This is a genomic window from Pseudarthrobacter sp. HLT1-7, from assembly GCF_059383435.1.
Genome location: NZ_JBWZCH010000029.1, coordinates 1 through 13752, shown reverse-complemented (window position 1 = coordinate 13752; position 13752 = coordinate 1). Strand labels below are relative to the sequence as shown.

General features: G+C 66.7%; 11 protein-coding genes and 1 rRNA gene. All 12 read right to left on the bottom strand.

The features are described from left to right. The coding region (locus AC50X6_RS18450) for a hypothetical protein (protein ID WP_494967592.1) at nucleotides 1-196 on the bottom strand (196 nt) is incomplete at its 3' end. Nucleotides 197-343: 147 nt separating this feature from the next. Further along, the gene (gene xerD, locus AC50X6_RS18445) at nucleotides 344-1270 is read right to left on the bottom strand and encodes a site-specific tyrosine recombinase XerD (protein ID WP_494967595.1); all 927 of its coding nucleotides are present in this window, start codon (nucleotides 1268-1270) and stop codon (nucleotides 344-346) included. A 116-nt stretch (nucleotides 1271-1386) separates the two neighbouring features. Next, the gene (locus tag AC50X6_RS18440) at nucleotides 1387-2049 is read right to left on the bottom strand and encodes an NUDIX domain-containing protein (RefSeq protein WP_494967591.1); all 663 of its coding nucleotides are present in this window, start codon (nucleotides 2047-2049) and stop codon (nucleotides 1387-1389) included. A gap of 34 nt (nucleotides 2050-2083) precedes the next feature. After that, the gene (pyrG, locus tag AC50X6_RS18435; protein WP_494967594.1) at nucleotides 2084-3859 is read right to left on the bottom strand and encodes a CTP synthase; all 1776 of its coding nucleotides are present in this window, start codon (nucleotides 3857-3859) and stop codon (nucleotides 2084-2086) included. A 63-nt stretch (nucleotides 3860-3922) separates the two neighbouring features. After that, on the bottom strand, nucleotides 3923-5662 hold the full coding sequence (recN, locus tag AC50X6_RS18430) for a DNA repair protein RecN (RefSeq protein WP_494967590.1): 1740 nt from the start codon (nucleotides 5660-5662) through the stop codon (nucleotides 3923-3925). A 3-nt stretch (nucleotides 5663-5665) separates the two neighbouring features. Next, nucleotides 5666-6697, bottom strand: a complete 1032-nt coding sequence (locus tag AC50X6_RS18425) for an NAD kinase (protein WP_494967589.1) — start codon at nucleotides 6695-6697, stop codon at nucleotides 5666-5668. A 22-nt stretch (nucleotides 6698-6719) separates the two neighbouring features. Next, nucleotides 6720-7532, bottom strand: coding sequence for a TlyA family RNA methyltransferase (locus AC50X6_RS18420; protein ID WP_494967588.1), 813 nt, complete (start codon nucleotides 7530-7532; stop codon nucleotides 6720-6722). A gap of 1 nt (nucleotide 7533) precedes the next feature. Further along, nucleotides 7534-7839, bottom strand: a complete 306-nt coding sequence (locus tag AC50X6_RS18415) for a hypothetical protein (protein WP_494967587.1) — start codon at nucleotides 7837-7839, stop codon at nucleotides 7534-7536. A gap of 26 nt (nucleotides 7840-7865) precedes the next feature. After that, the gene (locus AC50X6_RS18410) at nucleotides 7866-8855 is read right to left on the bottom strand and encodes an HAD-IIA family hydrolase (protein WP_494967586.1); all 990 of its coding nucleotides are present in this window, start codon (nucleotides 8853-8855) and stop codon (nucleotides 7866-7868) included. Between the two features lie 6 nt (nucleotides 8856-8861). Then, a complete protein-coding gene (locus AC50X6_RS18405) occupies nucleotides 8862-10718 on the bottom strand; it encodes a hypothetical protein (protein ID WP_494967585.1) in 1857 nt (618 codons plus the stop codon). Nucleotides 10719-11479: 761 nt separating this feature from the next. Continuing rightward, nucleotides 11480-13018, bottom strand: a complete 1539-nt coding sequence (locus AC50X6_RS18400) for a hypothetical protein (RefSeq protein WP_494967593.1) — start codon at nucleotides 13016-13018, stop codon at nucleotides 11480-11482. A 282-nt stretch (nucleotides 13019-13300) separates the two neighbouring features. Next, nucleotides 13301-13417: ribosomal RNA gene (gene rrf, locus AC50X6_RS18395) — 5S ribosomal RNA — on the bottom strand. Between the last annotated feature and the right edge of the window lie 335 nt (nucleotides 13418-13752).

Below are 13752 nucleotides of genomic sequence, written 5' to 3'. Positions count from 1 at the left end.
GCACCGGATTGCCGTCCAACAGGGCCCGGGCACCGGCGTCGGGCGGATAGCCCTCCCGCAGGGCCCCGGCCCCGGCGCCGGACGGATCAGCGTGGCCCGCGCCGGCGCCGATGAAGGCAGCCAGCACAGCAGCGGACGCCGCGACAGCCGCCACCGCCGCCCCGCTCTCCGCACTCCATGCTGTCCTGCTTTCCATACCCCCATCACATCAGAAGGCACCGACAATTTGATGAAGACTTGTTGGGATGAAGACTTGTTGGATTGCGGTGTGAGGCCGGAACTGACCGACGCCTCGAAACTGGTTCGTCGTCATACTGAGCCCGTCGAAGCGCTCGAGAATCTTTCAGCCGAGCGCGCGCGGGTGGGCGGCGGCGTAGATTTCGCGCAAGGTGTCCGCGGTCACGAGGGTGTAGACCTGCGTGGTGGTCACGGAGGCATGGCCCAGCAGCTCCTGCACCACCCGGACGTCGGCCCCGCCTTCGAGCAGGTGCGTCGCGAAGGAGTGCCGCAGTGTGTGCGGCGAGACGTCCTTGGTGATGTTGGCCCTTTCGGCTGCGGCCTTGAGGATGGTCCAGGCGCTCTGCCGGCTGATCCTGCCGCCGCGGGCATTCAGGAAAAGGGCAGGGGTTCCCTTGCCTTTGGCTGCCAGCAGGGGCCGGCCGCGGACCAGGTAGGCGTCGAGGGCGCGGGCACCGAACGATCCCAGCGGGACCAGCCGTTCCTTGGAGCCCTTGCCGAACAACCGGACAATCGCCGGTCCGGCCTGTTCCGGCTGCCCGGCGGGCTGCAGGGCTATGTCGTCGACATCCAGGCCCACGGCTTCGCTAATCCGCGCACCGGTGGAATACAGGAACTCCAGCAGGGCACGGTCACGCAGGCCGGTGGCCGTGTCGCTGCCGGCCGCTTCAAGGATCCTTGTGACTTCATCGACGCTGATGGCCTTAGGCAGCCGCTTGCCGGGCATCGGCGGGTGGACATCGCCGGCCGGGTCCGTGGGGGTCACACCCTCGAGCGCCCAGAACTTGTGCAGCCCGCGCACGGCCACCACCGTCCTGGCAGCCGAGCGGATGCCCAGGGCCGAGCCGCCGTCGGATCCGTCCGACAGGGCCTGGACGAAGCCGGTGACGTCGTGCCGCGTGATCTCGGCGGGTTGCTGGCGTCCGGTCCCGGCGAGGTGCCTGGCGTAGCGGGCCAGGTCACGCCGGTACGCGGAAAGGGTGTTGACGGCGAGCCCGCGCTCCACCCCCATATGCTGCAGGTAGTCCGTCATGGCACGGTCAATCGCGGTCAGCGGGCGCGCAGGCGCCTTTGCGGGGACAGCGGCAGGAGCTTGTCCGGGTGCCGGCTGCTCCGCCGCCGGCGGTTCGGCGGTCAGCGTTTCCACGCTCAGCGCCGGCCGGGGTGGGCGGTCCACGGCGCATCGGCCGGGCGGAGTCCTTCGAAGTTGTCCGCGCGGGCGGCTGCTGCGGCCAGGACGCCGACGACGGCAGACGGGTTGTGCAGCCGGCCCGCCAGCACCGCGCTGACGGCGGCGTCGAGCGGGATCCAGTGGAATTCGATTTCGGCTTCCTCGTCGGTGCGGACGTGCAGCTGGTGCCCTGGTACGTCGCTAAGGCCACGGGCCAGGTAGATCCGGATCGCTTCGCTGGATGATCCGGGAGAGTTGAAGAAGTCCGCGAGAACGTTCCACTGCCCGGCTATGAGGTCCGCTTCCTCGGCCAGTTCCCGTGCCGCCCCGACGATAAAGTCCTCGCCTTCGACGTCCAGCAGCCCGGCCGGGATCTCCCAGAGGTCCATCCCGACGGGGTGCCGGTACTGCCTGATCAGCAGAACCTCGCCGGCGTCGTTCATGGGAAGAACGGCCACCGCCCCGGGGTGGTCGATATAGTCGCGGACGAGCGGCTCGCCGTCGTCGTTGAGCTGGAAACGGTCGCTGACAACATCCCAGATCCGGCCTTCGTAGACCGTCTCGGAAGACAAAAGACGGCGCGGGCTGGGCTCATCCGAAACTTGCCGTACAGCCCTGGGGGTTTCAGAATTACCGGGCATCGCGCCGTCCTTTGATTCGGTTACCTGTTACCGGTTACTTGGACGCTACCGGCGAGGGCTGGCCGGCGGGCGCCGCCGCACCGTTGGCAGCGGCGGCCTTCTGGCTGCCGTTGCCTTTCTGGTGCCCCAGGGCAGCCTTGACCAGGCCAATGAAGAGGGCGTGCGGGCGGGTGGGCCGGGAGCTCAGCTCCGGGTGCGCCTGCGTGGCCACATAGTACGGGTGGACTTCGCGGGGAAGCTCCACGTACTCCACTAACTTGCCGTCGGGCGACGTTCCGGAGAACACCAGCCCCTCGGCGGCGATCTGGTCGCGGTACTTGTTGTTGACCTCGTAGCGGTGGCGGTGGCGTTCGCTGACCGTGGTGGTGCCGTACGTCTCAGCGACCACGGAACCCTCATCCAGCTTGGCCTCATAGAGGCCCAGGCGCATGGTGCCGCCCAGGTCGCCTTTGCCGTCAACGAAGTCCAGCTGCTCTTCCATCGTGGCGATGACCGGGTACTTGGAGTCCGGCTCGAACTCGCTCGACGACGCGCCTTCCAGGCCCACCACGTTGCGGGCGTACTCGATGACCATGCACTGCAGGCCAAGGCACAGGCCCAGGACCGGGAGCCTGGTTTCGCGGGCGAACTTCAGCGCGCCCAGCTTGCCTTCGAGTCCGCGGATGCCGAAGCCGCCCGGGACACAGATCGCGTCGACGCCGGCCAGGGCCTGCACGGCACCTTCGCGGGTTTCGCATTCGTCCGAGGGGACCCAGCGGATCTTGACCTTGGTGTCGTTGGCGAAGCCGCCCGCCCGCAGTGCCTCGGTCACGGACAGATAGGCGTCCGGGAGGTCGATGTACTTGCCCACCAGAGCGATCTCAACCTCGTGCTTGGGGTTGTGGACCGCGTCGAGGAGCTTGTCCCAGCTGGTCCAGTCCACGTCCTTGAAGGGCAGGTCGAGGGCGCGGACAATATAGGAATCCAAGCCCTGGGAGTGCAGGGTTTTCGGGATGTCGTAGATACTCGGGGCATCCGGGCAGCCGATGACGGCGTCGATGTCGACGTCACACATGCGGCCGATCTTATCCCGCATGGGCTGGGGCACGTCGCGGTCCGACCGGATCACGATTGCCTCGGGCTGGATGCCGATGGAGCGCAACGCGGCCACGGAGTGCTGCGTCGGCTTGGTTTTCAGCTCCTGCGACGGGCCGATGTACGGCACGAGAGAGACGTGCAGGAAGAAAACGTTTCCGCGGCCGATGTCCTGGCGGACCTGGCGGGCGGACTCGAGGAACGGCTGCGACTCGATGTCGCCCACGGTGCCGCCGATTTCGGTGATGATCACGTCGGGGGCGTGCTTGCCCTCGGCGGGAAGCCGCATGCGCCGCTTGATTTCATCGGTGATGTGCGGGATGACCTGGACGGTGTCGCCGAGGTATTCACCGCGGCGCTCCTTGGCGATCACCGTGGAGTAGATCTGGCCGGTTGTGACGTTGGCCGAGCCTTCCAGGTTTTCGTCGAGGAAGCGCTCGTAGTGGCCGATGTCGAGGTCCGTTTCGGCGCCGTCATCGGTCACGAAGACTTCGCCGTGCTGGAAGGGGTTCATCGTGCCCGGATCCACGTTCAGATAGGGATCGAGCTTTTGCATAGTTACAGACAAACCGCGTGCCCGCAGCAGGTGGCCGAGGCTCGAAGCCGTCAGTCCCTTACCGAGCGAGGACGCCACACCACCGGTGACGAAGATGTGTTTGGTCGTCTTGGACGAGCCCGGAAACCGGGAATTTACACGGGAATTTGATCGCTGCACCACGGAGTTCGAGCCTATCATCATTTGAGCCTTTGACGGGTCGATGTGCCCGGCCGATATCGCGCCGGACGAGGCGGCAGCAGCCTAGGCCTGCTGCGGCAGGAGTCTGGCGTCGTCCAGCAGTTCCTGGGCGTGCGCCTGCGCGGATTCGGAATCCTCCTGGCCGGCCAGCATGCGGGCAAGCTCCCGGACGCGCTCTGCCTCGTCGAGGAGTTGGACGTCGCTGGAGGTGAAGCCGGTCGCGGTTGCCCCGCCAGCGCCCCGTACCGAGGTCTTGGTGACCCGGATGTGCTGGTCGGCGAAGGCCGCCACCTGTGGCAGGTGCGTGACCACGAGCACCTGGACATGGCGGGCGAGCATCGCCAGCCGGCGGCCGATCTCGACGGCGGCCCGGCCGCCGACGCCGGCGTCGACCTCGTCGAAAACAAAAGTCGGGACCGGGTCGACGGCGGCGAGCACCACTTCGATGGCCAGCATCACCCGGGACAGTTCGCCTCCCGAGGCGCCTTTGCCCAGCGGGCGCGCCGGGGCGCCGGAGTGCGGCTGCAGCAGGAAGGTGATCTCATCCGCACCAAACGGGCCCAGCTGCGCGCCGGGCTCCACGTTAATGACCAGGGTGGCGTCCGCCATGGCCAGAGCCTTCAGTTCGGCGCTGACGCGGGCGGAGAGCTCTTTGGCGGCCTTCCTGCGCAGCTTGCTGACCGCGGCGGCCTGATTGCCGAGCTCCGCCTCGGTGCGCGTGACTTCCGCGTCGAGGGCCTCGATCCGGGTGGAGTCGTCCTGCAGTTCCAGGAACCGCGCCCGGGACTCCTCGGCCCAGACCAGCACCTCGTCGATGCTCGGCGCGTACTTGCGCACGAGCTTCGCCAGCGCGGCACGGCGGTCCTCGATCTCGGCGAGGCGCTCGGGGCCCTCGGTGTCGAGCGCGGCCTGGTAGCTGGCGAGTTCCGCGGCAATGTCGTTGAGCAGGAAGCCGACCTCGGCCAGGCGGGCGGCGGCGGCTCCGAGTTCCCCATCATGTTCGGCGACGTTTTCCAGGGTCCGCTTGGCGGCATCCACCAGAGTTGTGGCGTCGGCGTCCTCGCCGAAGTCTTCGGCGATGAGCGCCTGGTGCGCCGTGGTGGCCGCAATCCGGAGTTCCTCAACGTTGGCGAGCTTCACGGCCTCGGCTTTGAGCGACTCGTCCTCCCCCGGCTGCGGGGCGACGGCGTCGATCTCGGTGAGCGCGGCCTCAAGGGATCCGGCCTCGCGGAGGCGTTCCCTGGCGGCGCTGCGGAGCTCGTCCAGCTGAGTCTGGATGGCCTTCCAGTGTCCGTAAAGCTTCTGGTAGGCGGCGAGGGTCCCGGCGAGGCTGTTCCCCGCGAACTTGTCGAGGGCGCCGCGCTGCGCTACGGGGCTCTTGAGCCGGATCTGGTCAGACTGGCCGTGAACCACCACTAGGGTTTCGCCGATCTCTGCGAGGACCCCGATGGGGGCGGCACGGCCGCCGAGGTACGCTCGGCTCCGGCCGTCGGCGCCCACACTCCTGGCGATCAGCAGTTCGGCGCCGCCGTCGAACTCCTCAACCTCTGCCCCCGCCTCCCGGGCGCGCGCCACGGCGGCATGCCCGGCGTCGAGCTTCACGGTGGCCTCCGCGGAGGCGCTCTTCGCACCGCTGCGCACGGCTCCGGCGTCGGACCTCGCGCCCAGCAACAACCCGACGGCGGTCACCACCATCGTCTTGCCCGCGCCGGTTTCACCGGTCACAACGCTCAGTCCCGGGCCGAGCGGCAGCGTGGCGTCGGTGATGACGCCGAGGTCTCGGATTCTCAGTTCTTCAAGCATGGGTCACTTCGCGGTGGTGGGATCGGTGGCGTCGGTCGCGGGATCGGTGCCGGCGTGCCTGGGCACCAGCGGTGTGGCCGGCCTGAGCGTGCGGATCACCGGAACCGGCCCGGTGAGGACTGCGTCAGTCTGCGGCGCGGGGCCCCGCCAGCCCTGGATAGGAAGCTCGAACTTGCGGACCAGGCGGCCGGAGAAAGGGGTCTGGTGGGTGCGGGCGAGCCGGACGGGCGTGGCGGAGCGGGTCACTTCCACCCGGGCCCCCGGCGGGAGATCCACCGAGCGGCGGCCGTCGCACCACAGCACGCCCTGGGCGCCGGTACGGTTCAGGATCTCGACGGCGAGCCTGGACCGGGGTGAGACCACCAGCGGCTTGGCGAAGAGGGCGTGGGCGCTGATCGGAACAATCACTAGCGCCTCGACTTCCGGCCACACCACGGGGCCGCCGGCGGAGAAGGCATAGGCGGTGGAGCCGGTGGGGGTGGCGAGGACGACCCCGTCGCAGCCAAAGGACGTCAGGGGGCGTTCGTCGACTTCCGTGACCACCTCGAGCATCCGTTCCCGGTTGCCCTTTTCGATCGCGGCCTCGTTCAGCGCCCAGGTGTGCCAGATCTTCTGGCCGCGGACCCAGACCTGGACGTCGATGGTCATCCGCTCTTCCACGGTGTAGTCGCGGCGGGCGACCCACTCTACGGTCTGGGCCAGGTCCGCCCGTTCGCTCTCGGCGAGGAACCCGACGTGGCCCAGGTTGACGCCCAGCAGCGGCACGTCGACCTCGCGCACCAGTTCCGCCGCACGCAGGATAGTACCGTCGCCGCCGAGCACCATAACCAGTTCGACGTCGGGCAGCTTCACATGGTCATGCAGGACTTCGACCGGCTGGTCGAGACGCCCGAAGAACCGGACCATGTCGCCGAGCTCGGACTTCTGCATCACCGGCACAATGCCGGAGGCGTGGAGCTGGGCGCAGGCCTCCCAGGCAGCCTTGAGGGATTCCTCGCGGCCTGTGTGGGCAAGGATGAGGACACGCCTGCTCATCGGGTTCCGCTTTCTAGTGCTTCTAGTACTTGGGCCAGATCGTTCCGAGTAACGCAGCAACGGCTGCGTCCCGCTCCTCGATCTTAGGCAGGTCTGTGCCAATCCCGCGCTTTATCCACAGGAAGTACTCCACGTTTCCGTCCTGGCCGGGCAAGGGGCTACCGGCGAGACCCATCAATTCCAGCCCCGTGTCCATGGCTTCCGCCGCGACCTTCCCCACCGCCAGACGGCGCTCCCACTCCGAGGTGACGACGCCGGTGCGGCCCAGCCGGTCCTTGCCGATCTCGAACTGCGGCTTGACCATCAGGACCAGGTCGCCGCCCGGATCGGTGCAGGCCGCGAGGCTCGCGAGCACCAGGGTCAGGGAGATGAAGGACAGATCCGCGACAGTCAGCGATGCCCGTCCGCCGATCTCCTCGGGCGTCATGTAGCGGACATTGAGGCCCTCATGGACAGAGACGCGCGGGTCGTCCCGGATCTGCGGGACCAACTGATCGTGCCCGACGTCGACCGCCACGACGTGGTCCGCGCCGCGCCGGAGCAGCACCTCGGTGAACCCGCCCGTGGAGGCACCGGCGTCGAGGCACCGCTTGCCTTCAACCTGGACGGCAGAAAAGGCGTCCAGCGCGCCGGCCAGCTTGTGTCCGGCGCGGCTGACGTAGTTGTCCTCCTCTGCGGCCGCGACGTCCAGAAGGGTTTCTTCCTGGACCTGGAGGGAGGCCTTGGCGAGCACATCGCCGCCGGAACTGACTTTCCCTTCGGCGATGAGGCGTGCGGCATGGGTCCGGGACCTCGCGAGGCCTCGGCTGACGAGGGCCTGGTCGAGCCTGCTCATTCTAAGATTCCCCCGCTGCGTTGGGTCCGGTGACGTCGTCGTTCAGGGCTTCCATCAAGTCGTCGTGCAGGCGTGCGTAGACCTCACCGTGGACGGCTACCGGCTGCCCGGGCAGTCCGCCAAGCCGTTCCAGCAGGGCGTCGACCGTGGGGTCCCGGGCTGTTACTCCGGCCGGAAGCGGCGGCCAGCCGGGCCTGAGTTCTCCCGCGTCCTCCAGCGGTTCTTCCGGCGTAACCGGGTCCGATTTGCGTGCGGGACGCCGCTCAGGGTTCGTCCCGGGGCGCGGCGCAGGAGTCAGCTCAGTCATGCTTCCAGTCCAATGATCCAGCCATTCTAGTGATCCAGCCACTGGAGGACCGGTGCAAGGGCGGTGGCGGTCTCCGGGTTGGCGGCCCACCAGGCCGCGCAGGCGGCCCGCCAGGAATCGAGGTCGGCGGGATCACCGCTGATGCGCACGGTGCGTCCGTGCACGACGGCGACGGCGGCGCCGCAGCGGTACCGTCCGGCGTCGTGCTCCACCGCCGGGTAAGGCCGGTAGAGGTCTGTGAGGTCGTTGATGAGGTAGTCCGGCCGTTCCAGCGTTCGGGCAGCGAGGATGGATTCCCTAGTGTCGACGCCGGTCAGTACGGCCACCGTGGCGAAGCCGGCATTGTTGCCGCCGAGGATATCGGTGTCCACGCGGTCGCCGACCACGAGCGGCCGGTCGGCGGCCAGCCGCTTGGCGGCAGCATGGAACAGCGGCGCCTCCGGCTTGCCGGCAACAAGCGGACGCCGGCCGGTTGCCGCGGCCACGGCGGCGACGAGCGTGCCGTTGCCGGGGGCGATGCCGCGGGCCTGGGGAATGGACATGTCCGTGTTGGTGGCCACCCAGAGGGCGCCTCCGGCGACAACGTAAGACGCTTCGGCGAGGTCTTTCCAGCCGAGGTCGGGGTGGAAGCCCTGCACAACGGCGACAGGTTTCTCCGCCTCGCTGCGCACCGGCACAAGCCCGGCGAGTTCAATCTCCCGGGCCAGGGCTTCGCCGCCGGTGATCAACACGCGGGAGCCCGCGGGCAGCATCGAGGCGAGCAGTTCCCCGGCGGCCTGCGGGGAGCTGACCACCTGATGCTCCTCGGCCGGCGCCCCGAGCCCGCGCAGGTGCTGGGCAACCTGCGCGGGCGTCCGGGACGCGTTGTTGGTGACGTAGCCCAGTCCGACGCCGATGCCGGCGAGCCGGCGCAGCGACTCCACGGCCCCGGGAATGGCGTGGGGTCCTGCGTAGACCACGCCGTCGAGGTCAGCGAGCAGTGCATCGAACGCCGAGATCAGCTCCGTTCCGGCCATCTGCGCTTAGTCCTCGGCGCGTTCCGGCTGCCCGGAGTCCGCGTCGTTGTGGGAGTCCTCGTCGTTGTGGGAGTCCTCGTCGGAATTGCCATGGCCGGACTCGCCGGAGTCGGCACCGGCCAGTACCTCGGAGCGGTCAAGGGCGTCCTTCTCCACGGAGTCTTCGTCTGACTCGGCGTCGTCGGACTCCCAGAAGTCGGATTCGACGTCGTCGGACCCTTCCTCGAGCGCGTTGGTTCCTTCCTCGGCTGCGGCCGTTTCCGGGAGGCCGGCAACGGCTTCCGCGGTGGCGGCACGGGGGGCCTGCTCATCGGCCGCCGCGGCGGTCTGCCGGGCTGACTGTTCGGCGGACTGTTCGGCCAGGAGCCGGCGCCGCTGCAGTTCCTCGCGGGCTTCCTCTTCCTCGTCCCAACCGAGGTCGATGATGTCCGGGTCGTCCGAGACGTCGACGCCAAGAGCGTTTTCGGCGACGCCGGCCTGGCGCTGCCACTTCTCGGCTTCGGCCGTGCGTCCAATTGCGGTCAGGGCGTCGGCGTAGGCGCGGAAGAGCCGGGGGCTGTAGGAGAACGCGCGGTTGATGTCCAGCTGGACGATCTCCAGCTCGGAGACAGCGGCGTCGAGCTGACCGAGATCGGTCCGGGCGCCGGCAGCCACGATGGCGAGTTCTGCCTTACCCGGTGCGTCGAGATCCTTGGCTTCTTCGGAGCGCGCCATGTCCAGGGCGCGGTCCGGGCGTCCGAGACCACGCTCGCAGTCTGCCATGACGGGAAGGTGCATGTTGGAGCCGCTGATCCGCCGGTAGGTGCGGAATTCGCGCAGCGCCTCGCCATAGTGTCCGGCGGCATAGGCCGTCAGCCCGACTGCTTCGCGGACTGCTGCGAGGCGTCCGCCACGGCGGCTGGCCGCGAGGGCATGCTGGAAGGCCAGTTCGGGTTCGTCGTCAATCAGTCGCCCGGCCATGACCAGGTGGCGGGCAACCCACTCCGCGCTGTTTTCCTCGAGGGTCTTGATCTGGTGCTGCGTCGCGCGGTCGAGCTCCTTGCCCGTGACGTCGTCGTCGATCTGCGGTGAACGCTCACGGTCGGGGCGGTTGGCGCTGCGGAGATCCCGGGCGTTGGGTACGCGAACGGGGCGATCTTCGGCGCGGTCGCGGCCGAACTGGCGGGGTCCCGAGTCTCCGCGATCAAAACTGCGCGCCGGACGATCATCACGGCTGCCGAACGGCTTACGGTTGTCCCCGCCGCTGTAAGACGGCTTGCGGTCGCGGTCGCCACCGCTGAAGCTACGGCGCTCACCGCCACCCTCACGTGGAGCACGATCACCAAAGGGCTTACGATCCCGATCGCCGCCGCCGTAGGGAGGCTTACGATCCCCGCCGCCGCTGAACGGCTTGCGGTCACCCTCACGCGGAGCACGATCACCAAACGGCTTACGGTCCCGGTCCCCGCCGCCACTGTAGGGAGGCTTACGGTCACGATCGCCACCACCGGCATACGGCGGCTTACGGTCACCCTCACGCGGAGCACGATCACCAAACGGCTTACGGTCCCGGTCCCCGCCGCCACTGTAGGGAGGCTTACGGTCACGATCGCCGCCACCGGCATACGGCGGCTTACGATCCCCGCCGCCACTGAACGGCTTACGGTCACCCTCACGCGGAGCACGGTCGCCGAACGGCTTGCGATCCCGGTCCGCGGACGAAGAACGGGTTCCTTCCGAGCCCCGGTCCTCCCTGGCACGGAAGCCGCGGGGGTCGCCGCCTGAATTGCTGGACCCGCGGAACCCTCCGCCACCGGAACTGCGTCCGCCGCCGAAGTTGCCGCGGTCGTTGCCGCCGCGGTTGCGGTCGTTGTGCTCAGCCATGCTGGATTCCTCCTGTTGCGAGCCCCCGACTGGCACGCTGGCAGCCGAACTACTCTAGTTGCGTCTTGCCTGGCGAGGACGAATCCGTGCTGGATGGGCAGCCTCGAGGCCAGCCTCTATTGTAGTCGAGTCCGGCGGGCTAGAGTTTGGCCGTCTCTGCCAATTTCCTCAGCACCGACAGTCCTTGAGGAGCATCCCACGTCGCAACCTCCCTGGGCTGGGACACCAGGAATCTCCAGACTCGTATTCCCTCGGCCACAGCCAGAACGTACTCCGTTGATTGACTGAGCCGGTTGATGGCAAAACGGGCGTCCCCCGGCAGGCCCGTAACCACGGTGGGGGACATCATGGACTCCCAGGGGTCAGCATTGGCTCGGCTTGCCTCGTCCGGATAGGTGACGATTTCTAACACGACAGCGTGAGTGGTGGTCCCAGTTGTGTCAAGCGGGTAGATGCAGTTTTCGTGCCTGATTCCTGTAGGACCCACCGTCCCAGACACCTCACCGGTCTGGATCTCCCGCGCCGCGTCACCCAGAGTCTCTTCAATCTGCTCGACACTCAGGAGCGAACACGCCCCGACTTCGCTTGTAGGAATTAGCGAAGATCCGTCCCGCGCAGTAGTGGAAGCCGACGTGGCGGGACCTGCCGTAGTCGCAGATCCAGACGGCGTTAAATCCCCGATGTTAGGGGATGGAGACGGCCCGCTGCATGCTGACAGTCCGACCACTAGGATGATTCCAAGGCTCGCAAGCCCCGTTGCCCTAATTGAAAACATCTTCTCCAACTCCCATGATGATCCGGTCGCCGGGAACCGCTGTCCGCTGGAACCGCACGACGTCTGCTTCATTGAGGGAGATGCAACCCCAGGTGGGGACCCGATTAGCATGTAGGAAAATCGCAAAGCCTGCATTCATTTGGATTGTCGAGTCCGGGGGGCGGTTGTAGTTGATTACTACGCCCTGACGGTAATCATGGGACGGACGCGTGGCGTAATACCACATGTTCTCGTCCGGAAAGATGTCAGCACTGGATTCGAAGTACTTGTTGTAGTTCGAGTTCAATCGGCCGCCCCAACGTGAATACGGGTTAAGTTGAAGGTAGGAAAGCGCGGTTCCAGGATTTCCCAAGCCAAATGCTTCAGTCACCGAGAAAGAGCCGGTGGGCGAAAACTTGTTGATAGTGGGACCTGACGCGACCCCAGGTCGGGCAAATCCGCTCTCCCCGGCATAGCCTGGGACCGCCCACTCGACCTGGTACAGGCCGTTGACCCGTACGCAAGTGGTAAACGTGACAGGGGTAGCAGGGTAGCCTTCGGCAATAGCGAACGATACCCGCGCCGGGCCTGCACCCAGGTATCGGACAGCCTTTCGGTTCAAAGACTCGCAGTAGCCTGCTGACCGCAGGTGGTATTTAACGCCCATGCCCTCTGTCCAGGTGAAACGGCCGTACTGAAACTCCTGTGAACACGTACTGGATCCGGGGCAGGATTCGGCGGCAATCGGATAGCCCAGTGATCCGGACTCCCATGATCGGGCGCCATAGCTGCCGAGGATGGCACCCCACATCGGTTGGGCGCCGCCAAAGGGAGACCAGTAGACGACGCCGCCTTCGAAGCGTTGGACGCAGCCGTCATTCTTCAGGCCGCATCTCTCGTCGCTGACGGGGTATCCCAGTCGCCCGGACTCCCAGTTCAAGGTTGCCCATCGGGCAGCAATGGCCGCTAACGTTGCATGTGCGCCGCTGGACGGGGACCAGTGAACAGCCCCGCCTTCGAAACGCTGGACACAACCCCCATTTTTCAGGCCGCATCTCTCGTCGCTGACGGGGTATCCCAGCCGCCCGGACTCCCAGTTCAAGGTTGCCCATCGGGCAGCAATGGCCGCCGTCGTAGCGTGGGGTCCGGTCTTCGCGGACCAATGAATGGCGCCACGTTCGAAGCGCTGAACGCATCCGCTCTCCCGTAGCTCGCAGGAAACGGTTGAGGCCACGGAACCCAGCGAACCGGCAGCACCGCCCAGCGATATCCAATGAGCCTGAATGGCTGCCTCTCCGGCACCTAAAGCGGCAGCACCCGGGGGTAGTTCCCTGGCGGCGAACGCGCCATCTGACCCGGGTGCAGGCGGCTGCGAAGGTGTCACTGACGGCGACGTGGCCGGACCAGTCGGACCCGTCGGACCCGTCGTAGCGGGTGAGGAGGGCGACGACGGTGAGGAAGAAACAGAGGGCGTGGGCGACGGCGGAACCTTTTGGCCGGCGACGGGGGATGGTTGGAGGCTTGCAACTATCGATGGGGTGGCCATGGGCTGGTCTTCTGCATAAGCCGGCACAATGGACAGCGCCGTCGCCGCTGTTAAGATTGCCACGAAAGCAACCACTCTTGGAATTTTCACTAATCCACTCCCCCAGATCGAACAGTGGACGTTTTGGTTCCACCAGAGCCCGCTGTCAGCAAGCCACACCAAATACTAACCGAGCCTGGTATTCATCGGGCAAGGCGCACCGGTAAGAATCTACTCAAACGCCTAAGGCACCATCGCACACGAATTGCACATGGCATAGTCGGTTCTGCGCTCCGGGGCGCTCTANGGCGGTGACCTACTCTCCCACACCCTCCCGGGTGCAGTACCATCGGCGCTGTGGGTCTTAGCTTCCGGGTTCGGGATGGGACCGGGCGTTTCCCCCACGCTGTGACCGCCGTAACCCTTGCTCCCGTACCTTGCCGCGCCTGGGCGCGGGGGTGGGAAATCTGTGGTTACAACATGTGTGGTGTTGTTATTGTGTTGTGGTTTTGTTCCCTGCAACGAGCCGTGTGACGGGTTTGTTGTTCGGGAACCACATAGTGGACGCGGGCAGTCTTGTTTCTTTGTACCCTCTTCATGGTGTGAACGTCTTTTGAATCCGTTCACGAAGGGGGTGTGTGGTGTAAGTTATCGGCCTATTAGTACCGGTCAGCTTCACGAGTCGTTAGTCCTCGCTTCCACATCCGGCCTATCAACCCAGTGGTCTGGCTGGGGGCCTCTCACACCCGGGGGTG